This window comes from Neobacillus pocheonensis, from assembly GCF_050477905.1.
In the GTDB taxonomy this organism is placed as follows: domain Bacteria; phylum Bacillota; class Bacilli; order Bacillales; family Cytobacillaceae; genus Neobacillus; species Neobacillus pocheonensis_A.
In genome coordinates this window covers 1-23330 of the sequence record NZ_JBCNAD010000086.1, presented here as the reverse complement: position 1 = coordinate 23330, position 23330 = coordinate 1, and the positions used below count along the sequence as shown (strand labels likewise).

35 protein-coding genes are annotated in these 23330 nt (G+C 47.0%); 4 read left to right on the top strand and 31 right to left on the bottom strand.

Features of this window, described 5'->3' with window-relative positions; all coding sequences use genetic code 11:
* Positions 1–102: 102 nt before the first annotated feature.
* The 6 genes from ABES02_RS28710 to ABES02_RS28685 form a co-directional block, all read right to left on the bottom strand.
* Positions 103–366 (bottom strand): hypothetical protein, encoded by a 264-nt coding sequence (locus ABES02_RS28710; RefSeq protein WP_430141273.1) that lies wholly within the window; start codon positions 364–366, stop codon positions 103–105.
* Positions 363–503 carry a hypothetical protein gene (locus tag ABES02_RS28705; protein ID WP_430141271.1) on the bottom strand — a complete coding sequence of 47 codons (141 nt, stop codon included), beginning with the start codon at positions 501–503 and terminating at the stop codon, positions 363–365. The genes ABES02_RS28710 and ABES02_RS28705 overlap by 4 nt, the downstream gene beginning before the upstream one ends.
* 201 nt (positions 504–704) lie before the next feature.
* Entirely contained in the window at positions 705–947 is a 243-nt protein-coding gene (locus ABES02_RS28700) for an aspartyl-phosphate phosphatase Spo0E family protein (RefSeq protein WP_430141269.1), read from the bottom strand.
* Between the two features lie 41 nt (positions 948–988).
* Complete coding sequence (locus tag ABES02_RS28695; RefSeq protein ID WP_430141267.1) at positions 989–1735, bottom strand: LPD29 domain-containing protein; 747 nt, start codon at positions 1733–1735, stop codon at positions 989–991.
* 72 nt (positions 1736–1807) lie between these two features.
* Positions 1808–2272 carry a hypothetical protein gene (locus ABES02_RS28690; protein WP_430141266.1) on the bottom strand — a complete coding sequence of 155 codons (465 nt, stop codon included), beginning with the start codon at positions 2270–2272 and terminating at the stop codon, positions 1808–1810.
* Between the two features lie 36 nt (positions 2273–2308).
* Positions 2309–2524 carry a hypothetical protein gene (locus ABES02_RS28685; RefSeq protein ID WP_430141264.1) on the bottom strand — a complete coding sequence of 72 codons (216 nt, stop codon included), beginning with the start codon at positions 2522–2524 and terminating at the stop codon, positions 2309–2311.
* Positions 2525–2670: 146 nt separating this feature from the next.
* Between ABES02_RS28685 and ABES02_RS28680 the strand changes: the two genes are divergently transcribed.
* Positions 2671–2832: a hypothetical protein gene (locus ABES02_RS28680; protein ID WP_430141262.1), complete on the top strand. Its 162-nt coding sequence runs from the start codon at positions 2671–2673 to the stop codon at positions 2830–2832.
* A gap of 517 nt (positions 2833–3349) precedes the next feature.
* Here the strand turns inward: ABES02_RS28680 and ABES02_RS28675 are convergent.
* From ABES02_RS28675 to ABES02_RS28660, 4 genes are all read right to left on the bottom strand, one after another.
* Positions 3350–4450, bottom strand: a complete 1101-nt coding sequence (locus ABES02_RS28675) for a zeta toxin family protein (protein WP_430141260.1) — start codon at positions 4448–4450, stop codon at positions 3350–3352.
* Positions 4407–4610, bottom strand: a complete 204-nt coding sequence (locus ABES02_RS28670; protein WP_430141257.1) for a hypothetical protein — start codon at positions 4608–4610, stop codon at positions 4407–4409. Before ABES02_RS28670 ends, ABES02_RS28675 begins: the two co-directional genes overlap by 44 nt.
* Positions 4611–4682: 72 nt before the next feature.
* Positions 4683–5369, bottom strand: a complete 687-nt coding sequence (locus ABES02_RS28665) for a hypothetical protein (RefSeq protein ID WP_430141255.1) — start codon at positions 5367–5369, stop codon at positions 4683–4685.
* 375 nt (positions 5370–5744) lie between these two features.
* Positions 5745–5963 (bottom strand): LytTR family transcriptional regulator DNA-binding domain-containing protein, encoded by a 219-nt coding sequence (locus ABES02_RS28660; RefSeq protein WP_430141253.1) that lies wholly within the window; start codon positions 5961–5963, stop codon positions 5745–5747.
* A gap of 88 nt (positions 5964–6051) precedes the next feature.
* Between ABES02_RS28660 and ABES02_RS28655 the strand changes: the two genes are divergently transcribed.
* Positions 6052–6813, top strand: coding sequence for a stalk domain-containing protein (locus ABES02_RS28655; RefSeq protein ID WP_430141251.1), 762 nt, complete (start codon positions 6052–6054; stop codon positions 6811–6813).
* A gap of 409 nt (positions 6814–7222) precedes the next feature.
* Here the strand turns inward: ABES02_RS28655 and ABES02_RS28650 are convergent, their stop codons facing one another.
* From ABES02_RS28650 to ABES02_RS28585, 14 genes are all read right to left on the bottom strand, one after another.
* Positions 7223–7348 (bottom strand): hypothetical protein, encoded by a 126-nt coding sequence (locus ABES02_RS28650; protein WP_430141250.1) that lies wholly within the window; start codon positions 7346–7348, stop codon positions 7223–7225.
* Positions 7349–7965: 617 nt separating this feature from the next.
* Positions 7966–9078, bottom strand: a complete 1113-nt coding sequence (locus ABES02_RS28645) for a phosphoadenosine phosphosulfate reductase family protein (protein ID WP_430141248.1) — start codon at positions 9076–9078, stop codon at positions 7966–7968.
* A 54-nt stretch (positions 9079–9132) separates the two neighbouring features.
* Positions 9133–9276, bottom strand: coding sequence for a hypothetical protein (locus ABES02_RS28640; protein WP_430141247.1), 144 nt, complete (start codon positions 9274–9276; stop codon positions 9133–9135).
* Positions 9277–9372: 96 nt separating this feature from the next.
* On the bottom strand, positions 9373–9771 hold the full coding sequence (locus ABES02_RS28635; protein ID WP_430141245.1) for a hypothetical protein: 399 nt from the start codon (positions 9769–9771) through the stop codon (positions 9373–9375).
* 383 nt (positions 9772–10154) lie between these two features.
* Positions 10155–10568: a hypothetical protein gene (locus ABES02_RS28630; protein ID WP_430141243.1), complete on the bottom strand. Its 414-nt coding sequence runs from the start codon at positions 10566–10568 to the stop codon at positions 10155–10157.
* Between the two features lie 820 nt (positions 10569–11388).
* A complete protein-coding gene (locus ABES02_RS28625) occupies positions 11389–11781 on the bottom strand; it encodes a hypothetical protein (protein WP_430141241.1) in 393 nt (130 codons plus the stop codon).
* 136 nt (positions 11782–11917) lie between these two features.
* A complete protein-coding gene (locus ABES02_RS28620) occupies positions 11918–13573 on the bottom strand; it encodes a DNA cytosine methyltransferase (RefSeq protein WP_430141275.1) in 1656 nt (551 codons plus the stop codon).
* Between the two features lie 20 nt (positions 13574–13593).
* On the bottom strand, positions 13594–13845 hold the full coding sequence (locus tag ABES02_RS28615) for a hypothetical protein (protein WP_430141240.1): 252 nt from the start codon (positions 13843–13845) through the stop codon (positions 13594–13596).
* On the bottom strand, positions 13790–14008 hold the full coding sequence (locus ABES02_RS28610) for a hypothetical protein (protein ID WP_430141238.1): 219 nt from the start codon (positions 14006–14008) through the stop codon (positions 13790–13792). Before ABES02_RS28610 ends, ABES02_RS28615 begins: the two co-directional genes overlap by 56 nt.
* 647 nt (positions 14009–14655) lie before the next feature.
* Positions 14656–15231 carry a hypothetical protein gene (locus ABES02_RS28605; protein WP_430141237.1) on the bottom strand — a complete coding sequence of 192 codons (576 nt, stop codon included), beginning with the start codon at positions 15229–15231 and terminating at the stop codon, positions 14656–14658.
* Positions 15232–15623: 392 nt separating this feature from the next.
* A complete protein-coding gene (locus tag ABES02_RS28600; RefSeq protein WP_430141235.1) occupies positions 15624–17060 on the bottom strand; it encodes a DNA cytosine methyltransferase in 1437 nt (478 codons plus the stop codon).
* Between the two features lie 50 nt (positions 17061–17110).
* On the bottom strand, positions 17111–17386 hold the full coding sequence (locus ABES02_RS28595; RefSeq protein WP_430141234.1) for a hypothetical protein: 276 nt from the start codon (positions 17384–17386) through the stop codon (positions 17111–17113).
* Complete coding sequence (locus ABES02_RS28590; protein ID WP_430141233.1) at positions 17370–17540, bottom strand: hypothetical protein; 171 nt, start codon at positions 17538–17540, stop codon at positions 17370–17372. Before ABES02_RS28590 ends, ABES02_RS28595 begins: the two co-directional genes overlap by 17 nt.
* 191 nt (positions 17541–17731) lie before the next feature.
* Positions 17732–17929 (bottom strand): hypothetical protein, encoded by a 198-nt coding sequence (locus tag ABES02_RS28585; RefSeq protein ID WP_430141231.1) that lies wholly within the window; start codon positions 17927–17929, stop codon positions 17732–17734.
* A gap of 702 nt (positions 17930–18631) precedes the next feature.
* Here ABES02_RS28585 and ABES02_RS28580 point away from each other — a divergent pair.
* Positions 18632–18910 carry an AbrB/MazE/SpoVT family DNA-binding domain-containing protein gene (locus ABES02_RS28580; protein WP_430141230.1) on the top strand — a complete coding sequence of 93 codons (279 nt, stop codon included), beginning with the start codon at positions 18632–18634 and terminating at the stop codon, positions 18908–18910.
* 14 nt (positions 18911–18924) lie between these two features.
* A complete protein-coding gene (locus ABES02_RS28575; RefSeq protein WP_430141228.1) occupies positions 18925–19368 on the top strand; it encodes a hypothetical protein in 444 nt (147 codons plus the stop codon).
* 365 nt (positions 19369–19733) lie between these two features.
* Here the strand turns inward: ABES02_RS28575 and ABES02_RS28570 are convergent, their stop codons facing one another.
* The 7 genes from ABES02_RS28570 to ABES02_RS28540 all read right to left on the bottom strand — a co-directional run.
* Complete coding sequence (locus ABES02_RS28570) at positions 19734–20039, bottom strand: hypothetical protein (RefSeq protein WP_430141226.1); 306 nt, start codon at positions 20037–20039, stop codon at positions 19734–19736.
* A gap of 314 nt (positions 20040–20353) precedes the next feature.
* Complete coding sequence (locus tag ABES02_RS28565; protein ID WP_430141224.1) at positions 20354–20557, bottom strand: hypothetical protein; 204 nt, start codon at positions 20555–20557, stop codon at positions 20354–20356.
* Positions 20558–20599: 42 nt separating this feature from the next.
* Positions 20600–21064: a hypothetical protein gene (locus ABES02_RS28560; protein WP_430141222.1), complete on the bottom strand. Its 465-nt coding sequence runs from the start codon at positions 21062–21064 to the stop codon at positions 20600–20602.
* Positions 21065–21111: 47 nt separating this feature from the next.
* Positions 21112–21657 carry a hypothetical protein gene (locus ABES02_RS28555; RefSeq protein ID WP_430141220.1) on the bottom strand — a complete coding sequence of 182 codons (546 nt, stop codon included), beginning with the start codon at positions 21655–21657 and terminating at the stop codon, positions 21112–21114.
* 4 nt (positions 21658–21661) lie between these two features.
* The gene (locus ABES02_RS28550) at positions 21662–22294 is read right to left on the bottom strand and encodes a hypothetical protein (RefSeq protein ID WP_430141219.1); all 633 of its coding nucleotides are present in this window, start codon (positions 22292–22294) and stop codon (positions 21662–21664) included.
* A 133-nt stretch (positions 22295–22427) separates the two neighbouring features.
* On the bottom strand, positions 22428–22907 hold the full coding sequence (locus ABES02_RS28545) for a hypothetical protein (protein WP_430141218.1): 480 nt from the start codon (positions 22905–22907) through the stop codon (positions 22428–22430).
* Between the two features lie 85 nt (positions 22908–22992).
* Positions 22993–23330 (bottom strand): hypothetical protein (locus ABES02_RS28540; RefSeq protein ID WP_430141217.1); only part of this gene is annotated, 338 nt, incomplete at its 5' end.

Sequence of the window (23330 nt, the reverse complement as noted above, 5' to 3'; positions counted from 1 at the left end):
GCCAGCAGGGGGGGCCGGAAGGACCGCCCTGCTGGCGGCGCCGGTTTTAGTATTTCATCTACAAAACAAACGCCCGATTCCGGAAAAGAAAAAACCAGGGCGTTACCCCTGGCTCTCCACTTCCTTCGGATCCCTCCATACGTTTCGTACCATTCCCAAGAGAAAGGCAAGAAAAAGAACCGAAGCAGCAACCAGAGCTATAAAGATGGCTGCCATAATCCACGATTGATATTTTGCCAACGATACCGTTTCGATATTGTGCTGCTCCGATAAAGTAAGCATCTGATTAAACAGATTCACCGATCCGTATTGAAAAACAAAGTGGATAACGGCAAAGATGATGCAATCTTTAAGCGCCTTCTTCATTGTGCGACCCTCCTAACCGTAAATGCATACTGATTTTCAGCCGTTTTACGAACCTCGCGCCTTCTCGGCTCTGCAGCTTGGCGCATTTCGCGCCTTGCGTCACGCCAGCACCATCCAACAGTAACCAATACAGCCACAAACCCAATACCGCCCAGCGCGTTCCAAAGGAGACTATCTACAGCTCCGGGTATAAGGCCGATCAATAACGGTGCCAGCCAGATAACGTGTGGTTTATTTCGACGAATGAATAATTTCATGATTTTACACTCTCCCGTTTTTTGATATGATGGGAAGGCGTGCCAACCGTCCAAAGTTTCACGCCTTCGTAAGTCGTTTGCTTAGTTAAGCAAGCGGCTTTTGATTTTTTTTAAGGCTTTGTCCAACTTTGTATATTTAACAATCTTTTCATCCAGCTTCTGCGACAGGGCAAGCACTTCTGCACTTATGCCGTCTAAGTCATTTTGAATCTCCCGACAACTTTCCCCGATCCGGTTTAACTCCTCCCGGTCTTTCTCGATTTCTGCAGCTAGACGGTCAACGTCTTCTTTCGTGATCTTCGGCTTATTTAAAATGTCATCCATGACAAGTACATCCTTTCGTTTTGGGGTGTGAAGCAAGGCGGCTATTCATTGATAACACTAGCCGCCATGCTGAAAGCCTCGTCAACCGATACACCGCTTTCGAGAATGTCCCTAACCTCTACCTTGAACAAAAACTTTAATGCATTCAGCTTTAGCTTTTGTTCAGGACTCAGGGATTCATAGAAACGCTGCGCCTCCATGTCCTTACCTTTGTTCCGGTTTGGGAATGGGTACACCTTCGCCAGCGGCTTCGGTGCAGCTGCAGCAGCTTGCTTTGCCGCGGCTTTAGCTGCGGCCTCGGCCTTCTCCAGCTCCCGGATGTCCTTTTCCGGACTTTGATCCAGCATCAAGTCCGGACGGTTTTGCGGCTCTACGCCGACCAATAGCCCCTCCCGGATCATTTGGCGCTCCGCTTCGGCATTTTCAAAAACCTTGCCATCGTAGTAGTTTTTCCCGTTCTCGGCCATATAGGCCGCCAGCGCCGTTACCCGTTCTTTCGTCATCTGCCGGGATGCGCTAAGATGACGCGGGCCGATGTAGGTAAAGCCTTTCCATTCGTATCCGGTTACTTCGTGCCGATCATCACGCGCGCGAATGAGCGTATAAGAGACAAAGCGATTCAGCACCTTTTCGACATCCAGCTTCAAAGGCCCATCTGTCCAGGACACGTTCACGCTGTCGTATTCGCTTTTATAAGAGAACTTCACAGCGGGGAATACCGCTTTCAGCGCTTCCGCGATATGTTTCTTTGCTTCTTTACCGGCGATACTGATTTTTTCTGTTGTCATTAGGATCAAGTCCCTTCATATTTGGATTGGATTATGTATGTATAATGGCCGGGGGCTTTCGCACCCTGGCTTTTATCGAATGATTGGAGTAACGATAAATTTCTTGGCCTCATGCTCCTTGCCGCCAGTGATAAATTCCTCATTATCGCAATCGTCGGCATTGTCGCATTGCACAAAATCTTCCCGGCCCTCTTTCAGCTCGTCATCCCAAACCGTGCCGCACTCCCGGCAGCAAAACCGGGTATTGAGCTTATGCGTTTCTTCAACGTAGCCTTTGGCCAGATACTTTAAAAAATGGTGGACATCTGTGTTACACGCATCCAACCGGATGAGAACCTTCTGAATATCAATTTGGTAGGGTTCATCCAACCGGTTTGAAATGAAGTCGATCATAAACGCGGTGTCAACCGTATGGATCTTGCCTTCCAGCTCGATGCTGTATTCTTGATTCTGCAGCTGCTTCTCGTCAAAGAAGCGCTGCAGATACGCTTTTACCTCGTTTACTTGTAAATCCGGGTTGCTCTTGCTTTTTGCCATTGGATCCAGTCCTTTCGTTTCGTAGTTCAGCCCCGCCTATCGGCAATGAGGAAAAGTCGATACATGGATATAAGGCCCGGAAGTGATTTTCTTCGTCTTCCGGTCGTAAGTAACCCGGTGGCCATTCCCCCGATAAGTAAAGCGCCAGGTAACGAACTTCTCCGTTTCATGATTGACATACCATCCGATTTCGTCACTTTCCGGATCAATGTTCAATTTTTTCCGGATGTAATTTTCCATTTTTGCCTTCACCGGCTTCATCCACCTTTCATTTTTTGGGATTTTTTTCTTTACCTTATATCCGGATTTCTGTTTGCCGTTCTAGCCCGAGCGGCGATGAGCGGAAATCTTTAGGGTTTTGAGAACATAACTGGCCTTGCGAACTTGCTGATTTGCGTATGAAGTTTTCAAAGAGCTTTACATCCGTATTTTTCGTAGCCGTCATAGCGCTTTTTATCATACCGGTTCCTGGCGCGCAGGGACTTGCCCGGCTTGCCGGGTGGCGTTCTCAAAGAGATAAGCCATCCTTGCGCGGCAGGGTTCGGCATGATTTGCTATGATGACGGATACGAAAAATGAATACGGATGTTAGCGAATGAAAACGCCAGGAGCAAAGCAGCTTCGCATAAAGACAAGTTGTTCGCAAAACCCGTAGTTTTTGCCTTGCCCTTGGCTTTTGAAGGCAGTTGATCTTGATCTAAGGTTTTAAAAAAGCCCTTAAATGGGTTGGCCTTTAAGTCTTTCATCTTTTCCGGTAGGCATGATGATTAAAGCCGATGGGTAGCGGAATGGGCGCGGTTCGGATGGATAGCCGCAAATGGGCCGTATTCTCGAAAGAAAATAAGCGGAGGGGCAATGTAGGCCGGTTGCAATCGATTTTCAGAGGAATGATGGAAACAAAAAAAGCCCGGCAGCTAGGCCCAGGCGAATCTTGTGAAGAGGCTTTCGGTTTTTCTTCGGAACGCAAAGGAGGAAAAGAAGGCCAATGGAATCTACCGGGTCTTAGGCGCTTGCGCCTTAGAATCCGGTGAGTCGCTTGGCCTTCCCGACTGAACGAGCTGGGGGATCCAAAAAATTCTATAATTCCAGTTCTTGACTTTGACTGTGAACGTATGTCCGGGTTTGCTGACGTTGACTTTGCATTTGATGAATCTGCCGCTCGTTTTGAATGGCTAAAATCTGTTGGCTAACACGCTGCAGCGCATTATTAACCGCACTAATGATCCCTCGTAACATACCGATTTGTCCTTGGATCAACGGAATTTCGGCTTGCGGAGGAATTTGCTTTTGAAGCTTGGCCATCTGTTGATCGATCCGGTTAATCGTCGATTCAACAAGCTCAATCGACTTGGCATTCGGATTGAAAACCTTTTGAATAATGCCCTTCGGCTTCATCTCTTCAAGCTGGGCAGCATATTGGTCACGCTGACGAACCAAAGATTTCAATTCATTCAAAGGGACTAACTGCTTTTTTGCCGTCTGCAAAGCATCCGAAGCTTCGCGAAGGTGTTCAGAAAGCCGGTCCTTATCATTTTTCAAATCTTGGAGAAAGTGCTTTTGTTCATTCTCCCAAGACTTAATAATTCGTTCTACCCAATGCGGCGTTTGCGGATCCCGGTATTGAATTAGCCCTTGCTGAACCTCTAATTTTATCGTAAACACTTTCGTATTATCGAACACATATGTATCATCTGCTAACCGCATCGCTTTAGGCAGATTGTCTAACGACGATTGGTACCGGCGACGAATATCTTCATCCGAAATGTGGTGGCCGCCTTGGGCAACACGTTGGGCAACGCGCTCGATATGATGCTCAGCACTATCCAGACCAATATAATACAAGCGAACATGAAACCCTTGCTCCCGCGCTGCGTTCATTTGGCGAATCGCATTTGTACCGCCAAGCGTAGACTCGATAGAAAAACTTCTCCCCTGCTCAATCGCTTCGTAGACATTCTTGATCGTCTGCCTGCCTGCTTCCATATTGGCTTTTGCCGGATCCAGCGGGTTGAGCTTCTTAGCAAGCGCATCTGCGTCAAAAATCTCAACATTCGGGTTTTGATGCTGAACAATCTCAGTAAAATGCGATTTACCGGCTCCATTCGTACCGGCATATACAATCATGAGCGGCTTTTCATTGGGAGGCGTAATCAATCTCTTTTCGATTTCCATGTTCATCTCGAATAACCTCCGTTCTCCGTCCGTCCGGATATTCGCGAATCACCTTGCCATTCTCGCCGTAACTGATAAAGGAACCGGCAGCGAAGGCCCGTTCGCGGGCCGTAGCTGTAACTAATTTCCCGATTCTCTCCCATTCTTTCAGTTCTTTGTCTTTCATGAGAAACACGCCCTTTCAGTAAACGATATGGATGTAGTATCTTTCCCCTTCGGCAAATTCTGCACATCAACCTTATTCATTGGCTTCATTTCCCTTTTTTTTGAGCCCTCCGATTATAAGGAAACCGTCCTTCATTAGCACAGAGGTAATGTCTTGTATGCTATCCCCCAAATCTGCTAAAAAGAATGAGCCAGCTTCCCAATGGAATTCATCCTTGACTTGTTCAATCGGGAACTGTACTTCGAAGTTAAAATATCTCTGATCGTCATCGTATTTCCAAGTGGTCACTGATATCGTTATACCGTGTTCCTTGATGACTTTGGAAACCGGTTTTACAAAATAACGATAAGGCGTAATCGTATACAGTTTTCCGGTAGGTTCCGCTGGATCCGCCGGAAACGAATAAAAGCCAAGTTCGGGCAGCTCGGCCGCGCCGGACTCAAGTGCATGGAATCTGTTAAAAGTCTCTTTATTTACTACGCTACTGTCGAATTTCTTTGTATGGGTGTCGAACCAATATGTCCATAGTGCATCGGGAACACCATTCCATCCGGATAAATAGTCCACAACCACGATTGGGGCATCTTCCGGATACCTCTCCTTTGCTTCTTCTTCCGTTAAGCCGTGCCGATCGATCCGGACACGGTAAGCCATAACGTCCCGGATTTCCTTTTGCCTATCGATACCCTCTTGAATGTATTCCGCAAATTCTTTGCTGGTCATCTCCAGTAGCTCATCATAGTTAAACTCGATGCTCATCCGTACACACTCCTTATTCTCGTACTTGTTTGTTCTATTTTGAAATGGCATGAACTGTGTCACGTTCCATGAATTAGCTTACGTTAAGTATATCATATTGAACAATTTACTTGCGATTTATAGCTTCTCCATGAAGGACCGGCAGCTGCAAGAATTGCGGCTGCCGGTCCGTCGCCAGCGGATCGAACGATGCCCTGCTTACGGAACGGTCAAGGTCAGTGGCTACCGCCATAGGGAAACCTTGACGGTTCCGACTCGACGGCAGCGCTGAACAGCGCTGGCAACCTTCCGGGCTTGCCTTCCTGGATGCATAACACGCCTTAGTTGCCAGTCCTTCACTCTCAAAAAAGGCTATTTTGCTGAATTTATTATATCTTATAATTTTTTTAGATTTATGAGTGTCGAATTTTCGAGTTTTTCAAAACCATGTTCATTTAACAATTCAGCATAATCCTTTAACGAAGTTAGAGGCCGATAAATACTGTCTGCAGTCTGTATCATGATTTTATTGCCGTGGAGATTAATAAAAAGTATATCTTCAATGTCGATAGTTGTTGTTTTATTGGTTGTTGTGCAATAAACTGGAATTTGCATAGGATCACCTCATTCCTATGCTTTCCATGTATTTTCAAATTATATACAGCAAATACCGCAGCCGATGTGGAATATCTGGGTGATTATTTTGAAAAAGAAAATTCTAGCATTAACCGCAGCACTTATGTTATTTGCAGGAGTAGTAAGCGCATCAAGCATTAACGGGGATTATAAGGGGAACCCGATTGTTAAGGTAACGTCGAACGGAAAGCAGCTTGAAACTGATGAAGTTCCGGCAATGATTTATGATGGTCATACGGTTGTTCCTATATCTTTATTACGTCAGCTTGGCGCATCTGTTAGTTGGGATCAAGATACATACAGTGTTGATGTAAAGTTACCAACGGAGAAACAAAACGCGGCATCGGTCGACAATTCAATTTCAATAAAGAAACTCGTAATCATACTGGATGCTTATAAAAGACTCCAAGATATTACTAACACTATAAACGATTATGCGGACTTCTTAAGTTTATTTTTCACCGGTGAAAACAATAACTACCAGAACAAATATACAGAAAAAGAAATGATGACTAGATTTGAAAGTATAAAAGCAAGAAATGATAAATTCATAAAAGACATTGATGGCATTTCATCTTTAGTTAAACCTCATGATGTTTCAAAGTTCAAAACAATCACGAGCATGAATCAAAGAGCTCTCGATACGTTTGATCAAGCTTCTGTAAGCCTCTTGAAATGGAAAGACAACAAATCTAATCTGCAACTTGGTCAAAAACATTTTGATGATTATCTATTTAAAGTAAATCAGGCAACAGCAATTACAAGAGAAGCACACCAGATTGCATATGAAGAATATGAAGCAACAATAACTACTATTTTCCCGAAATGATTGAGGGTTTTATGTATCTCTGGTGCTCACAATGTAATCACGCCACACCGGAAGCATCATGGACTCGCACGAACCATAAATACGGTGTATGCCCCAAATGCGGCTGCAGCTCGTATCGAAACGCAATCGAATGGGAAATGATCGCCGCGGCCAATAATTATCCATACGTACCGGATGAGAAGGAAATATATCTTTCGCATCCCGGTATTGTTCTAATATAATCAAATAAAAAAGGATGCTCGCCCCAGCCGAGGATAGAGAATGATCCCGATAACCGGAATATCCAAGATTCCGGCTTGATAACGGAAACGGACTTCGCTATGATGGAGCTATACATCATTGAAAATTCGACGACTGAATAGAATAAGGAGGCTACCTGGAAGCCGAAGCTTCCAGGTAGCCGGAGGGTTTACGGTTTATCCGGGTTGCGCCCGAAGGTAAGCTTCAGGATAAACTCGCCTTTCCTCACTTCGATACTGAGGCTGCCACCTGACAATCGAAGGAAGAAAGCAACGATGAGAGACATCCAACCCATCCGGATCACCTCCTTTCTATTCGGTTTTTCTTTTCATCACCTCCTTGATTGCGCCAAAACACAAAGGCGGCAAGGGTGCAAGGAAACAGCACAAAAAAATTCCCCGATGCGGTTTTGATCGGGGAATTTTTTTTGCCCTTGCGACCTGGACGAATTTGTGTTGCAATCCTTCAAGGAGTGGATGACAAACCGAATAGAAAGGCTCCGCGTGATCGGTGAGGACGGTGCGGCGCTTGCTATTCTTTTCGGGTGACTGCAGCACGAATGAGGCGAAGATCCGCTGCGTGCGGGCCACCACGAGAAACCGTCTTTAAATCAAAAAAACCGGCAGCGCCGGTTTTTACCTTCTCCGCAGTAAAACGACAAAAGGGTTTGGTTCCCCTGCAGCTGCTTCAAGAAAACGAAAACACCGTCCCGAAGACGGTGTTTTGAGTTTATCGGATATTCAGTTTTTTGCTGCCGTCGATATTCGTGTACGTAATGTCAATCATGAATGGGATGCGGAAATGAAAGCCACCATCAATTTTTTGAAACAAGCTTTTCATTCGGACAACCTCCGGAATTAGGATACTTCTATTATACCAAAAAGAACACCAGTTCTCAATAATTCAAGCCATTTATTGCGGTCCTCCATCGCACCCGCGACTGGCTCCAATCGGCATGATCCACTCTTTCGTGATAAGATCCTCGGTCGTGAACGTGCGGGATAGCGCCATCTCGATCCAGCGCGGCAGCATAGGATCATCCAGCGGCAGCACTTTTTCCATCGCTCCTTTGGCCGCTTTCTCTAGTACGGTAAGCTTGACATCAATGGTAAAGTCGATGGCTTTTTCAGTCCGGGCAAACCGTTCCACGCGCTCTTTGGCGATGTATTGGAGTGCCTTCCATTGGTGATCGGTAAAAAACACACATCCCATACAAGACACCCTCCCATACCCTAAATAATATACCGGGTGGGGTATAATACCGAATTCCCTGTGAAGCTCGAACATCTCCGCTTTGCTGCAGTCTATAACCGGCCGGAAGTGATGGACAATTCGCTTCCTGGTTGTCGATGCATGTTTTTCTGCTTTCAAATAGTTACAGCGGTTGCCGCCCTCGCTTCGGCGTTCCCCGGTAACAAACAAAATCTTTTTCGGTTTCAGCTCGGATCCGGTATACCGGGGATTGTTATTGAGCGCCCGGCGCGCCGGATCGCTCTTGGCCGAAGCGCTGCACCAGCGTTTCATCAGGTCGGCGCTTTGCGCCGGGAATCGCTTGCGAGTGGAAGGCTTTCCCCTCTTGGTTTCCAGCCGGATGACGTTGCCCTCTTCCTCATAAAATACGTCCCCGGCCAGCCGGTTCTCACGCATCAGCTCACCATACAGCCCGCCTTGCCGCCATTGGTAATAGATCGGAACGCCAAAGTATTCCGCAACCGCCTCACAATACGCCTCGGTCACTGGCCAATCCCAAAACTCGTAATAGTCCTCCCCGCGGCCGTCCACGGCTTGATGCCAAATCTCAAGCTTCGAGAAATCCAGCCCTTCTTTTTTAAGCCAGAAGAGGCAGCCCATCGAATCCACGCCCCCGGAAAGATGCAAAATGACTTTATCGTAGTCGTTCAGCGGAAACAGCTCCACCGGCTGTGCTTTCGTTCTTTTTTCGCCCTCATCGTGACAACTTGCTGCCTCTTCTATGTCAAGGTCCATCATGATTTGTTCCATGGCTTCTAATGCTTGCGCTCCCATAAGGATCCTCCTTTGCGTTATCGCCCCCCTGTAAGGGGGGCGCCCCCTCAGCTGTTAGGCGACTTCTTCATCAGACAGCAGCGGCCCGGTCGGCGGCTGTGCGTGTTTCCCGAGTCGATGAGTACGCATCAGCTCGTTTTGAATGTTGGCCATACCGATGCCCTTCCAGGGATGCCCGATGATTCTTTCCGTTTCCACCCAACGCTCCAGAATCGATGGATGGTATTCCCCCAAGGATTCAATTTCGTCCTTTCAAAGTGTTGTAATCTTTCATGATACTGGCCCCCGTTGGTTTTAGTTTGATAGGTCCTTGTTTAGCTCAATTGCGTAGGAAACGGCCTCCCGCTTGTGGGGAGTATCCCATTCAAGGAACGATTCGAGCTTTTTGTCATAAACGCCCCAGGTACAACCATGGACATCTGCCGTTGATCCGTCCCTTTTCGTCATTTGGTCTACGACAATTCCGGATGCCGTAACCTTTGTGACGAATCGCTTGCCTCTCCATCGGCGGCCGCAGCAGCCTGACCGCCCGGTAATTTGCTCGGTAGGAGTTTCGCAATGGGTTTCCTCGATCTCGATCGGCCTACAAAAGTCATCTACATCAAACGGAAAATCATAACTTAGCTCAGGAGCTTCCATGCTCAATTCACGTTCAAAGCCGGTATCTTGTCTTGGGTGAAAGTCATCATACATTAGGTGTGTCCTCCTTTGGATTTAGGCAATTTTGTTGCTGCTTTCGGATAAGGTTGATTCCAGACGTTGAATTGCAGCTTTGATTGTCTTAAATTCCGTGCTGCATACGGGAACGCGATGAGTGGGTGTTTGCATTAAAATTTCTACTCCCCTTGCTTTGGCATAATTGGTTTGCCAAGACCACGGATCCAAGACAAGTTGCAAATGAAATTCACGGTCATTATCGTCAATAAAAACAGCACACCAGCCATTGAAAATCTTCTTATAGTAACTTAGGTTGAATTGATGCAGATTTTGGAATGAAACCAGACTTGTTCTTCATATGTATAAGCCCCCATTAGCTTTAGGAATGATGCCGGGGCGATTAGCCCCGGCTAGCATAGTTAATGTAAGGAAACCGGGTATTGGTTAGCCAAGCAGATTCCAAGGAAATGAAGAACCGCATCCACCGTTTCATCCGGAGCAAAATGTTGTTCGTTGTATTGTTTAATTTCAGCATCGGACATCCCAGCAAGCCGCTGGCGTAATGCTTCCTTCTCGCGGTATAGTCTTGCGTAAAGCTCCATTACCTGACGAATATTAAAAACGACCCCGTACCGATCCTCCGTAAAGTAGTCGCTAAGCTTTACCCCAAGTGCCGTAAAAAGCTTATTCATAGCGGAATCTAGCTTAAAATACGCCTGTTCTTCACTATAGATCCCCAGCAACGGATTCTCCTTAAACGGGGCAATAGGGGCGATGTCGTGAACCCCCTCTTTGTTCACCTTGAGCGCATGAACATAAATTTCCATTGTCATCGTCACCTTTCGAGAAATTTTTCTTGACTTGTTCGCCTTAATCGAATATCCGGATTCGCTTGCGGCTCTAGCCCGAGCGGCGATGAGCGGAATGCTTTAGGGCTTGATGAGCAAAACCCGCCGCCAGTTGGCAAGCGCAAAGCGTATGGAGTTTTCAAAGAGCAGAACATCCGTATTTCGAAGCGGTCAAAGCCGGGTTTAACCATGCCGGTTCTCGAAGTGCAAGGTCTGCCCGGCTGGCCGGGATGGCGTTCTCGAAAGAGATAAGCCACCATTGCACGGAGAGGTTCGGTATGGTTGGCTACAATGACCGATTCGAAATACGTCCCGGATGTGACTCGACGAAATCGACAGGAGCTATGTGCCAGTGCTGCAGGAACGGTCTGCGAATCAAGCCCGTTGTTTCTTCTTCTTCGATTTTCCTCACAAGGGGTTTTGGGTTTAAGGTTTTTGTCTTTCGAGAGGCTTTTTCTTCGTGGAATGGCCCCGCAGGCCGAAGCGCAGCGGCGGCCACAGGAGAATCCGAAGTCACCGCCCCGCGGCGGTGGCATCCTTCCGGGCAGCGCCCGGCTTCCGGAGCAGTCAAGGTCGGCGGTAGCCGCCAAAGGGGAACCTTGACGGCACCATAATCAGAGGCAGCGCCGAACGGCGCTGGCTACCATCCGGGCTTGCCCGGCCCAGCTGCAGCAATCGGCGGCCGCTAACGGCAGCCGGTTGCTGCAGCTGCACCGGCCGGATCCGGACAAAAAAAGCAAGCAGCGGAATGCTGCTTGCTTGCATAAACACCAGGTATTATTCCTGGCGCTTAATTAGATTATCGTTATCCGTTAAGAATGTTTTCACCAACTAGGGCGATGCCGCGGGCGCTATAAGACAAAACGCGTTTGCCCGGCGTGATAAAAATGTTTCGCTGTTCGCATTCTTCTTTGAAGTAAAGCATTTCCTGCGTGACGAAATTCATAAGAGCCGTTCCGGTCCCTACCCCAATACATAGCAAGTACGGGGTACCATCTGCCGCCCGGCAATCCAAAACGTATTGATGTGCCAGCTCTTGATTTTGATAAGGAACCAACCGGATCGGGGCTTGCTTTAGAATCTCGTCATCAGGACTGATCAACGTCTTTACATCATCTGCAATGATCGCTGCGCTCTCTATAATCCCTTTCATCCCTTGAACTGCTAGCGTTGCTGCTTCTTCCATCTTTAATATCATCTTACATACCCCCATTGTCATTTTGGAATTAACTCTTTACTGCGATTATATGGCTTGGCCAATTCTTATGCCATTAATAATCGGTCGAATCGCGTTTGACCATCAAGGCCGCCAAAGGCGGCCCCCTACGATGATACTAAATGGACAAAGCCAGCTCGTATTGCCCATTTGTTTTCCATGCTGCAGAAGTGGAATCCGGGTCAACCTCCGCGCACAGCTCGGGCAGATTAGCCCGAACAAGCGCGTTCGGGATGACCGGGGAAACCGAATTGCCGCAACGAGCAACTTGTTCTGATTTCGGGTAAGGCTTGCCGCCGTCTACCCGATCAATAATGTAATCTGGCGGGAATCCTTGGGCCGCGAACAATTCATACGGTTCTAACATCCGAAAGCCAATATCTACGATTTGATAAAGCTGGCCGTCAATAGTGACATACCCAAGATTCTCGGTGTCGTTCCCGGATTCGGCGCAGTATTCTTCCAGGAATGTCCGGACTTCACCGAAATGATTGACTGCCGTAATTGTTTGAAGCGGATCAGTAACAGCTTGGCCAACGTTAGTCCCTTTGAATTTGATAATATGGCTTGCTGCCAGCGTTGCCCTGCTTCTATCTGCTTTGCGTTCATTGGCCGGGGCCAGGACGGCCTCTGCTACGCCGAATTTGTTTCCTCCGGCTGTAATGGTTCCGAGCGGCTTATGAAGGTCAAGCGCTCTCGGCTCTTGCCCAGGGGCCTCGCCATACCCTATCTGAATCAATGTCGGGGTTACAAGGCAATGTTCGGTTTTGGTCGTTATGGTGGTTAGCGGCTGTTCAACACTGTATTGCAGTCGATCCGCGGCAAACCCTGTTTGTCCGATCCGGGCGATATACGGCGTTACGATGCCCCAACCATTTTTTGCGGTAATGGTTTGCAGCGGTTTATCGATCTCTTGACCACGGAAGTTTTCGCCGCTATGATTCACCTTGATGATAAACGGGTTCGCATTATTAATGACAAAGCGCTGGATCCCCCTTGCAATCCGGCGTTTCGTATTAGCAGACAATTCCTTTCTCCGACCGAAAATACTTGGACATGGACGACTGAAATCAATGATCTCGGCTGCTGTACGATATGGCAGCAATTTTCCGGTTTGAACCGCAATCGAATTCGGCGCGCCATGCGTAGGTTTTGGCCAAACGATTGGTTGATCATCGCAGCGGGCAATAAGGAAAAATCTCTTTCGTGAGGTGGGCGCGCCGTAATCACAAGCTTTTAAAATTCTCCATTCGACGGTATAACCATGCGCTTTAAGGGCATTTATAAAAGAATGGAAGGTGTGACCCTTCTTTTCCGGATCTGGTTTTCCATCTTCGAGCAGCGGCCCCCAATCCATAAATTCTTCGACATTTTCAAGGATTATTACGCGCGGTTTGACCGTAGCGGCCCAGCGAACACTCACCCACGCCAGCCCTCGAATATGCTTTTCCTTTGGCTTGCCCCCTTTCGCCTTCGAGAAGTGCTTACAATCCGGAGAAAACCAGCAGAGCGCCACACTCCTCCCTTTTGTAATATCAATAGGCTTTTTATCCCAAACCGATTCACAGTAATGCACCGTTTCCGGATGGTTCGCCTTATGCATAGCGATGGCTTCCAGGTCATGATTGATCGCAACATCAACCGCCCGGCCGATTGCCATTTCAATGCCTGTAGATGCACCGCCGCCCCCCGCAAAGTTGTCTACAACAATTTCGCCACTATATAAAACCTTCAAGGGGCGCTTCCCAACACGTTTTTCAGTACGCTTTACCATCCGATTTTCAATACGATCCGCTACAGCCAGCATGTATGTTTCCTCCCTATAATTTGATTGATTTTTCCATATATAACAACTGGACAAGCAAGCCGCCAACTATTGTTTACTCTTGCTTCTAAAATCTGGCATTTTCGGTCTACGCGCCACATTCTGCCATCCTTCTCAAAGAAGATGTATGATGGTGTCTGATGCTTCCAAGTGTATCCGTCCTCTTCAAACTGCTTCACTATTGATACAGCCTCGTAAATGATGGCCAATCGCTTCATCATGATCTATCTTCCACCTTTCGGATTTTTGTTGACTTATTTTCTTTAATCGAATATCCGGATTCGCTTGCGGCTCTAGCCCGAGCGGCGATGAGCGGAATGGTTTAGGGCTTGATGAGCAAATGCCGCCGCCAGCTGGCAAGCGTGAAGCGTATGGAGATTTCAAAGAGCAGAACATCCGTATTTCGAAGCGGTCATAGCCACGTTTAACCATGCCGGTTCTCGGAGTGCAAAGGTATGCCCGGCTTGCCGGGATGGCGTTCTCGAAAGAGATAAGCCACCATTGCACGGAGAGGTTCGGTATGGTTGGCTAAAATGACCGATTCGAAATACGTCCGGATGTGACTCGACGAAAACGACAGGAGCTATGCGCCAGTGCCGCAGGAACGGTCTGCGAATCAAGCCCGTTGTATTTGAACTTGCTTTTGGATCTTCTGCATGATGGCGTAACAAAGTGAAGCCATGATGCGCTGTCTTTACATCGTTACACATTGTTGAAGTGGAGCGAATGCGGAACGTAAATGATGTGTAGAGCAACACTTGAAAAGATATTCTTTCGAGAGGGTCTTGGCTTCTTGAAATCGCTTCGCACGGCCAGAAGGGTCGGGAGGTCGCGGATTTGGGCGGCCTCCGGCCCTGGCGGCCACTGGAAAATCCGAAGTCACCGCCGCGTGGCGGTGGCATCCTTCCGGACCTCGACCAGCCTTAGCGCCGGTTAGGGCGCGCGCATCGTGCGCGTCTTGGCCGGTGCGCGGTTTTGGCATCCTGGACGAGAATGGAAAAAGCCGGGGAACATCCCCGGCAGCCGCAACTCTATTGTTTGGACTTTCTCAATGCATCGATCACACTTTCAACGGTTTCTTCACCATCGAATTTGTAATTCCATATTTCATCTTCGTATTCGTAGCATGGCATCCCGGATTTTGATTTGACGATTTTGCAGTAACCGTCTTCCGTCATCAGCTCCGGAAGTCCATCTTCGGAGTATCCATGTTGCTCTAAATAATCTTTTAAGATGGTTTCAGCGTGGTCGATCAGACGAGTCAGGTTGTCGTCGATGAGCAGCTTATCGGCTTGTAAAAATCCTTCGTCGATGATCACGAAAGAATACAATGTTTTCACCTGACTTGTATCCTCATGTTCCCATGGGCTGAATTGTTTTGCGGTCGAAAAGCCGTTATTTGCTCTTTTAAAAGCAACTTGGATGTAGGCTTTTAAAGCTGCTTCATATTCGGTGAAATCGTCGCTTAAATTACCATTATCTTCAACAAAGAAAAGAACTTGGTTGTCAACAATCGTCGCATTCAAAGTACACTCTAAAGCACTGTCAGAAATTACAGTTACCCAATTTTCTGAACCCGACACGCATTCATTCTTTTGATTTTTCATCGTTCGCCCTTACTCCTTTGATTTGATTTTCCTTACGCGGAAAACCGAACCACGGAACGCCGACAATGCAAGGCTGGACTTTGCATGTTGGGGCTGGGCCGGGCGATATAGTCCGGCCCGGCTCCTTCTTCCCCGAATTACTCCGTCCACCCCGTTAGGGGTCGCCTTGCATTGGTAAAGGCGTGGAGTGGTAAGGTTGGAGCGTAAGGAAAATCCGGAGTCCAGATAATCAAGGGAAGCTGCAGCTTCCTTCGATCCGGGCTTGGCCCGGCCTTGGCTGGACTCAACCGGGGCCGTTGACGGCAACCGGTTGAGTCCAGCCGGTCGTGCGATCCTGACTCTCAGCTTACCGGATCCTCGTCCGGCAAAAAGAAAAAAGCCAGCTGTATAGATCAGCTGACAAAAATCGTTTCAAATTCGAATGCTCCTTGGCCATTTTCATCTATGATCGGCAGGGCTGGGGTTGGTGTTGCCGGGAACGTCGATCCTGCCGGTGCAACTCCGGCCATGCTGCGGTAACGGCTCCCCATGACGGCTACGGCAACTTCGATCCCAAAACTTTTTACGACATCTCCTGCGATGCTTTGGCCTATGAGCTTGACGCGATCCCCTTCCCCCATCCATTCCGGGAAATCATACCATTCAGGGATGTTTTGGAATCGGAGCATTTCATCTGAACGGAACATACGCCAAAGCTCTTTTTCGGGATGCTTTAAGTAACTAGAAGTCACTTGCACCTTTCCATAACTGAAAGGGAATGCAGAAACGCGTTTGCTATCAAGCCCCACAAGGACATGATTTTTTTCGGCCAAAAAATTGTTGTTGCCACTCTTCCGAAGCAATCCGTCCATGACGGTTCCGGCGATGGGCCGCCAATCGCCTTCCTCCCAATCCTTCCCGATCACTTGGGCAACGGTCTTGCGTCGATGCTCCGGAAGCTTAGGAATCTCTGGCCATTCAAAATCTGTTTTTTCGCGGAAGAAAACGGCATAGCCTCTTGTTCTCGAAGCTACGGAACCTAGATCGTATGCATTTATGATGGTTTCATATACAAAAGGGAAAAACGGCTGCAGCAGCTTCTTCAAGTGCCTGTAACTTGTACTTTTGAGATATTGGGGGACTTGCTCGATCATAATTGCATCGCAGCCGGACATAAGACAGAGCCTTGCGTAATGAGGACCATGGCCTTCTGTAATGCCTCCATCTTGCCCGCCTAAACTAGAGTACCGGGTACAACTAGGGCTAAGCCAGCATACATCCGATTTTGCAACGTAATCCGTATGTTTCCGGGTTAGATCGCCTAAATAAAAGCTCCCGTTCCGGAAATTATTCATGTAGGCATCCACGGCAGTCGGCCAAATGTCCAGCGCTCCAACCGGCTCGAACAGGGATGTATCAGCAAGGCAAGCCGTTGCGAACCCGCCGCCGCACGGGAAAGAATTAAGGCGAAGCTTTTTAAGATCGCCGCCGCGAAGCATGGGCTTTTCAATCACAAACAAGTCGAAGGAACGTTCCTTCTTCATGACGATAATGCCGTCACTGACAAGAAGATCGATGTATTCCCGTTCACGAAACACCATCGTTACTTCCTTGCTGCAGGATTCGTATAGCGGTCTTTCATGCGCCCAGCTGGGACGCTTTCGTTTTGAAATAATCCGTGTTCTTTCTTCACAGCGGCTTATAATAATCGCGCCGTCTTTGATGGTTTGCCGTACCCCCTCACCAACAGAGAATCCAGCGGCTTCCAACACGGTCGGTTCTAACCAAATTCTGGTATTATCCCTATGAAAACCAGTCATTATATGTCTAATCAATTTTACATCTTTCATTTGTGTCAGCTCCCCTTAATATCTGTTTGGCACTCGATAAACGCATTTTTTCATTCTGGATCCCTGTTCGGCTCCGGCTGCTGTCTTTTCACGTATCCGCATACCCAAACCTTCGGAGCGTGATACCACTTATCACTAACCCGGACAACCTCCTCGATCTCCCGGATGTTATAATCCTGATCCTCAATAAAAGAGCCAACGCGCGGCGTTTTCTCAAAAACTCCTTCGAAATATCCTGTCGTTCTATGTACCGATACTGTCATATAAATCGCTCCTATTCGCATGTAATGGACTTCATCAAACGGCATCTTAAGCTGATTCAGCACATTCGAGAGCTTCCTTTTCCACTTTGATTAGTGATTCTGAACCGTCGAAAAAATAAACCAAACCTTTTGTAACGACCGTCCGACCAACCGTTTCAAACGATTGCCCGAGATTCTGCAGAACAGTAACGAATACGTTATAATCTGTCGCTTTCATCGATGAGTCCCCTCTTGACTTTCTTGCCCTAATCGAAAATCTGGATTCGCTTGCGGCTCTAGCCCGAGCGGCGATGAGCGGAATCTTTTAGGGCTTGATGAGCAGAACCGCCGCCAACTGGCATCATGCGTGAAGCGTATGGAGTTATCAAAGAGCAGAACATCCGTATTTCGAAGCGGTCAAAGCCGGGTTTAACCATGCCGGTTCTCGAAGTGCAAGGTCTGCCCGGCTCTGCCGGGATGGCGTTCTCGAAAGAGAAAAGCCACCATTGCGCGAAGAGGTTCGGTGTGGTTGGCTAAAATGACCGATTCGAAATACGTCCGGATGTCGCTCGACGAAAACGACAGAAGCGAGATTTTGCTGCACAGCGGGATTTTCTGCGATTTCAAGATTCTTCTTCTTTGATTAGGCTTGAAGCTTTTCATGTTTGGCATCGGAACGCACGGGAGGATTAGAAGACCAATGGAATCTACCGGCTCTTAGGGGCAAAGCCCCTTAGTGGCGGTAGAGTCGCTTGGACTTCCCGACCAACGAGCTGGGGGAATAGAAATATTTTAGTTTCGAAAGATAATTTTATCTAACTTCAAATAATGGTATAACAAAATCAAAAGGTTTAACTTTCAGAATGTATTGACTTCGAAAATATGTCTATAATATAATTATGTTGTACATGAGGGAATTTCTAATCTAATACGAAAGGGGTGACTATCATCTCCATTCGAACTATTAAAAAAAATTGTATGAATTACACAGGCACTACGTAGAAGGAACGAATTTCATATGGCGATGGAAATTCAAACTCTGAAACAAATACTTACTGATACGATGAACGCGGCAATTCAAATTCTGAGAAACAACTACCTACTCATGAAATTTCAAATTTTAGGAACGAACTATTACACGTATGATAAACACGGCCATAGGAACCCGCGCTTAACTATGGACTTAACCGAAACACCACTAACTACTTAATCGAAAGCAAGAGAAGGATACGAATACAAATAACTAATAGATGCGCGATATATACTCAAGCTAACTTCTTATACTTATAAAACCTTTTAGCTCTCGCGCTTAAGGAGAACAATACTATTATGGAGAATGTCAAATACGAAACTGGCAAACTGTCGGCAAAAGGAGTCGTTGCGATACCTGTGAAGGTAAGAAATATACTCGGTGTAGAGGAGGGCGATAAGCTTGAATTTGTTCAGGTTGATGGCGAAATTGTAGTACGCGGCATTAAACGGAAGTCGATCATGAAGGCTTTCGGGAGTTGGAACATTGAACTTGATAAACCATTAGTTGACGTTCGAGAAGTCAGGGACCAATACCGGGAGGAGAGGATTGCTGATGACTTGGCGAGACAAAATTAGGAGGATGTTAAGGTATGAAAAAGTTGGTCGATGCAAATATCGGATTAAGGATTTTACTCGGAGATAAGGACATCGCGGCAATAACGAATCCCGTACAAACCGCTGCGATGGTAACGAAAGTCGAAGAAACAAGAAAACTTGTTCGGCAAGTTGAAGATGGCAAGCTGGTCCTGATTTTTGAGGATGAAGTGGTCGAAGAAATGATTTTTGTCATGCAAAAGATTTACAAAGTTCCACGGCAAGATATATCCGAACTGATACTCGATTTAATTGAGGCTGACGGCGTAGAGGCAAGCAAGCTTATCAAAGATGCTTTACGAATCTACGCCGTTAAAAATCTCGATATCGTTGACATAAAGCTCTATCTCAGAATAAAGAGCTTGGAATACCCGTACTTACTTGGGACAGTGATTTCAGGAAATTTGATGACTGCGAATATTACTCGCCTAGCGATTTAAATAACAGCAACAATAGTAACGACGAATAATGCACTCATACCATCCAGAGGCAGCCATAACGGTTGCCTCTTTTCATGTTTGCATTTGGCTTTTGTCTTTCGAGAGGTTTTTAGACTTCATAGAAATGACTTCGACGGCCATAAGGGCCGAAGGGCGCGGGGCGGCCTGCGGTCCTTATGGCCACACAATCAATCCAAGCCACCGCCCCGCGGCGGTGGCAACCATCCGGGCAGCGGCCGGCCTCCGAACCGGTGAGGGCGCGCGCAGCGTGCGCGTACTGGCCAGTTCGGCTACGGACATAGCCAAGCCGGTCAGCAGTTAGTAGCTGCTAACCGGCTATCATTACGGAGCTTCATGCTTTGTTTTCAATCTCTCGATCCCTCGCTGTTCAGCATTGCCTTTAAATCTTTAATAACCCAGGGACGACGAATTTCATCCGGGATAATCCAAGCTTCAACATCCAGACTCTTCCCCGTTTCACTATCCGGGTCGTCGTAATATTCAAGATCCTTCTGATACTCATTGCCAGTATGAAGCGAAACAATGGTCTCTCCTTTCTCATAGGCAGCCCACGCTTCAAAGAAATCGATAGGAATGGCAGAACCAGAACCTTCACGAACACCTTCCTCAATTGCATTTTGAATAACTGCATTCAGCTTTGTCTTTTCCATCTTCTCGAACAGCTCCTTCGAATTGATTTTCCTTACGCGGAGAACGCACCACGCAGCCCCGACAATGGCAAGGCTGGACGAATGGAACAAAGGGTGTGAGTCGGGCGCTTTGTCCGACTCTGCCCCTGCCGTGGAATGCCCTTCGTCCACCCCGCCAGGGGTCGCCTTGCATTGGTAAAGGGGCGAAGTGGTAAGGTCGGAGCGTAAGGAAAATCCGGAAAACGAAAAAATAAAAGAGAGCTGCAGCTGCAGCTCTCTTCCTTCAACGCTTCCCGGAATGCTCGCCGGACCCAGCAGTACAAAACTTCCCCTTTTCAATAAGTATCCTGTTCAATAAGGCTAGTTATTGCTTTTGTGGCTTCTTTAAGTGCTTGTTCTTGACCTTTTTTTATCCCATTTTCAACGCCAGTTTCAAATGCTTCGGCCAACAACAAAACGATCTGATTTTTAATTCCTGGATCTTTAACATCAAGCAATTCGATTATTTTTTTTGCATTCGTATCAATAATGGCGTTCACTATTTCATTCGCTCCTTTAGTGGTAGTTAAAAAACCAGGGGATTACTCCCCCAGCTCGTCAAGTAGCGTTGCGATAGCGTTCTGAATGTCTTCAAGGTCATTGGATCCATCTGCCGCTTTATTAAGTGCTTCATCAACTTTTTCAGAACCGTGAATTTCTTTCAGTTCAGCGATTCTGTCCATATTGGAAATTTCTCGATCAATTGCTTTGCTCCACCATTCAAATGTGTCTTCGTCGGTGATGTAAGCAGCAGCTTCTTCGTTCCTAGTGAACTGGCCATCAGAAAGCGCTCCCCAATTGCCAATGAAGTCCACTGTGAAGTCGATGCCGTTTGAATCAGAAATATTCAGTGATTTTTCAACGCCATTTACGATTACTTTCATTATGGTTCTTCCTTTCGCCCGATCCCTTTTTGCATCTGCGGCGTTCACCAAATGTATGTCTTTGAAATACACTTTCTGTATGTCAATGTTAACACTTTTTTTTCGATAATTTCCATTGTCCATATTTACTTTCTGCTTGCTTTTAGCCCCCCTTCCGGCCTCGATGCCGTCTATTCAAGGATTCGCCAGAATGTAACGTTTTGGCCTAGCTCTTTGCTGCAGAAAGACGTTTGAAAGTCTTTTACTACCTTATCAAGCGGGTATCTCAATGCGTCAAAATATGATCCGGATGCGGTGAGCAGCAAAACGTTTCCGGTCGAACTGTCACGAAAGAACGATCTTTGCCAGGACGGATCGAACAACGCTGTATTGGCTGGATTTACTTTATTCGGGCAAAAGTATCCTTCCCAATTCCCGGTATTCCTGACGAATGAACGTATTTGAGCAATGGATACCTTTTGCAGCTGGCCTTTTTTGTTGGGTAGCCATATGGTAACGCCCTTCCCTCGGCAATCCCCTCGCCGTGCGATTATATCATTCATGACGGCTATTTTCTGTTCAATTGTCTTGGCTTGGGGATGCTCATCGGTTGAGAATGTGCTGTAATCATTACGGTACTTAAGCGTTCCTTGGAAGTTGCCCGTTTCACGAATGATCTTTTCGGCATGTTTTAATGAAATCCTGGTGTAATTTTCATGCAGTATGTGTTTTCGCATTAACCTACCAGCTCCCCTTTTTGCAGTCACGGACATGTTTCCTGTACCCGTTTATAGATCCATTATAAGCTTGGTGACATTTCGGGCATTCCAACGGCTTGCTGGCTGCCAATTGTCTTTTCCGATATTCGATACAAGCTTTGGTTTTCTCAGAAATTAGCTGTTCGTATCGCTCGGCATCGATTTCTTTAATCGTTCCATTGTGTTCCAGTTTTTGAACAATGCCGCTTTCAATCATGACTGTAATGATGCCGTTACTCGCATCAAGCACAGGTTCTAAATTTCCGATCATGGTTACGTAAACCCGATATAATGGTTCTACCTTATGAGCATCGCCATAGTGAGCGTTCATCGCCCAAAGAAGCATCTTTCGGCCCAAGTCCGAAATGTTTACATAGTTTATTCCCTTGAAATCTTCCAGTACAGTATTTTGGAACAGACCATCAAAGAACGCCGGGGAGTAATGCTTTACCGCCTGAAAGTCCAGCGTGACGGAAAAACCTAGCGCCTTTTCGGTAAGGGCGCTGATTAACAGCGCTTTGCCTTGCTCTTTCAGAATGCAGGGGTCTTGGAGAATGATTTTTTTGACTTCCTGCTGCAGCTGCAGCGGATCCGGCCTTTTCTCTAAAGTTAGCATGAGTGTATTCCTTCCTCTCGCTTATGTATTGGGAGGGCAGCCTTCCTCTAGCTGTGGTGGCCGCCCCGTTTTTTTGATTTTTTATCTCCTGTGGGTTTTGGGCCGGGGTTATGGCCCCGGCCAGCCTCAAAAATTAAAGAATCAGGAAGTTTTCGTTTATCACGCCATAACGCCCGGTGTCCTCGATGTAATACAAGTAACGGCGATTTGCACTTGTTCCGCATGACGCGCTCCAGGTATCGGTATCCGAAATATAGTTTTCCGTTACACAATGAATGTTGGTGTCTCTATATCCAAATGGGATATCCTCCTGCCGTGCGTATGTATCACACCTGATCATTGCTGGATCATCGTAAAATTCTAATAATAGCCTTGCTGCATGAATCATGATCAACCAATCCGAAAAAGTGATTCTCTTGGGAACGATTCGATCATCATTCCATAACGTAAACGCCTGGGCTTCTGCATCTTCTCCAGTTTCTAGCATCTTGTGAAGATCCATTCCTTCATATGGCGTTCCTTTCAGCAGCGCGTCAGCGGTTAACTTTGTTGCTAGTTGTGAAATGCTGGTGCAATCGTTATTCACCAAAAATTCAGTAAATACGGGTGTCATAATGGAACAGCTCCTATTCGTATTTAATATGGTCGTGGGGGTAAATCACGCCGGGGATTATGCCCCCGGCTGGCCGGAATGCACTTTACAAGGTTTGGTATTGCTTTGTTTTCTCATCCCGATATTGAATCTCGGTGCAACCCCACAATGGTTGCGACCAATCTAAAGGACAAAAGCAAGAGTCGTGGTCTGAAACACCGTAATAAAAAACATTGCCATCATCATCCTGGAGCCGAAATTTATACTTGCCTTCGGCAAATTTGACGGATGAATCTTTCGCGCAATGGCAAGTGCATTCGTAAGACTTACCCACCTTGCTCCAGGACTTTTCGTACTCGGTCAAGTGAACATTATCTTTCGTAATTTTGAAACCCATTGAAATCATCCTTTCCTCTTGACTTATTTGCCTTAATCGAAAATCTG

What these genes read in the sequence shown, in the direction of transcription:
- ABES02_RS28600 (WP_430141235.1), bottom strand. Translation starts at nt 17,060, where the DNA reads ATGAAAGATGTAAAATTGATTAGACATATAATGACTGGTTTTCATAGG.
- ABES02_RS28665 (WP_430141255.1), bottom strand. Translation starts at nt 5,369, where the DNA reads ATGAGCATCGAGTTTAACTATGATGAGCTACTGGAGATGACCAGCAAA.
- ABES02_RS28620 (WP_430141275.1), bottom strand. Translation starts at nt 13,573, where the DNA reads ATGGTAAAGCGTACTGAAAAACGTGTTGGGAAGCGCCCCTTGAAGGTT.
- ABES02_RS28680 (WP_430141262.1), top strand. Translation starts at nt 2,671, where the DNA reads ATGAAGTTTTCAAAGAGCTTTACATCCGTATTTTTCGTAGCCGTCATA.
- ABES02_RS28675 (WP_430141260.1), bottom strand. Translation starts at nt 4,450, where the DNA reads ATGAACATGGAAATCGAAAAGAGATTGATTACGCCTCCCAATGAAAAG.
- ABES02_RS28660 (WP_430141253.1), bottom strand. Translation starts at nt 5,963, where the DNA reads ATGCAAATTCCAGTTTATTGCACAACAACCAATAAAACAACAACTATC.
- ABES02_RS28625 (WP_430141241.1), bottom strand. Translation starts at nt 11,781, where the DNA reads ATGATATTAAAGATGGAAGAAGCAGCAACGCTAGCAGTTCAAGGGATG.
- ABES02_RS28630 (WP_430141243.1), bottom strand. Translation starts at nt 10,568, where the DNA reads ATGACAATGGAAATTTATGTTCATGCGCTCAAGGTGAACAAAGAGGGG.
- ABES02_RS28560 (WP_430141222.1), bottom strand. Translation starts at nt 21,064, where the DNA reads ATGGACAATGGAAATTATCGAAAAAAAAGTGTTAACATTGACATACAG.
- ABES02_RS28605 (WP_430141237.1), bottom strand. Translation starts at nt 15,231, where the DNA reads ATGAAAAATCAAAAGAATGAATGCGTGTCGGGTTCAGAAAATTGGGTA.
- ABES02_RS28635 (WP_430141245.1), bottom strand. Translation starts at nt 9,771, where the DNA reads ATGTATGATGACTTTCACCCAAGACAAGATACCGGCTTTGAACGTGAA.
- ABES02_RS28695 (WP_430141267.1), bottom strand. Translation starts at nt 1,735, where the DNA reads ATGACAACAGAAAAAATCAGTATCGCCGGTAAAGAAGCAAAGAAACAT.
- ABES02_RS28555 (WP_430141220.1), bottom strand. Translation starts at nt 21,657, where the DNA reads ATGCGAAAACACATACTGCATGAAAATTACACCAGGATTTCATTAAAA.
- ABES02_RS28700 (WP_430141269.1), bottom strand. Translation starts at nt 947, where the DNA reads ATGGATGACATTTTAAATAAGCCGAAGATCACGAAAGAAGACGTTGAC.
- ABES02_RS28590 (WP_430141233.1), bottom strand. Translation starts at nt 17,540, where the DNA reads ATGAAAGCGACAGATTATAACGTATTCGTTACTGTTCTGCAGAATCTC.
- ABES02_RS28570 (WP_430141226.1), bottom strand. Translation starts at nt 20,039, where the DNA reads ATGGAAAAGACAAAGCTGAATGCAGTTATTCAAAATGCAATTGAGGAA.
- ABES02_RS28650 (WP_430141250.1), bottom strand. Translation starts at nt 7,348, where the DNA reads ATGGGTTGGATGTCTCTCATCGTTGCTTTCTTCCTTCGATTGTCAGGT.
- ABES02_RS28615 (WP_430141240.1), bottom strand. Translation starts at nt 13,845, where the DNA reads ATGATGAAGCGATTGGCCATCATTTACGAGGCTGTATCAATAGTGAAG.
- ABES02_RS28580 (WP_430141230.1), top strand. Translation starts at nt 18,632, where the DNA reads ATGGAGAATGTCAAATACGAAACTGGCAAACTGTCGGCAAAAGGAGTC.
- ABES02_RS28645 (WP_430141248.1), bottom strand. Translation starts at nt 9,078, where the DNA reads ATGGGAGCGCAAGCATTAGAAGCCATGGAACAAATCATGATGGACCTT.
- ABES02_RS28710 (WP_430141273.1), bottom strand. Translation starts at nt 366, where the DNA reads ATGAAGAAGGCGCTTAAAGATTGCATCATCTTTGCCGTTATCCACTTT.
- ABES02_RS28550 (WP_430141219.1), bottom strand. Translation starts at nt 22,294, where the DNA reads ATGCTAACTTTAGAGAAAAGGCCGGATCCGCTGCAGCTGCAGCAGGAA.
- ABES02_RS28670 (WP_430141257.1), bottom strand. Translation starts at nt 4,610, where the DNA reads ATGAAAGACAAAGAACTGAAAGAATGGGAGAGAATCGGGAAATTAGTT.
- ABES02_RS28545 (WP_430141218.1), bottom strand. Translation starts at nt 22,907, where the DNA reads ATGACACCCGTATTTACTGAATTTTTGGTGAATAACGATTGCACCAGC.
- ABES02_RS28690 (WP_430141266.1), bottom strand. Translation starts at nt 2,272, where the DNA reads ATGGCAAAAAGCAAGAGCAACCCGGATTTACAAGTAAACGAGGTAAAA.
- ABES02_RS28575 (WP_430141228.1), top strand. Translation starts at nt 18,925, where the DNA reads ATGAAAAAGTTGGTCGATGCAAATATCGGATTAAGGATTTTACTCGGA.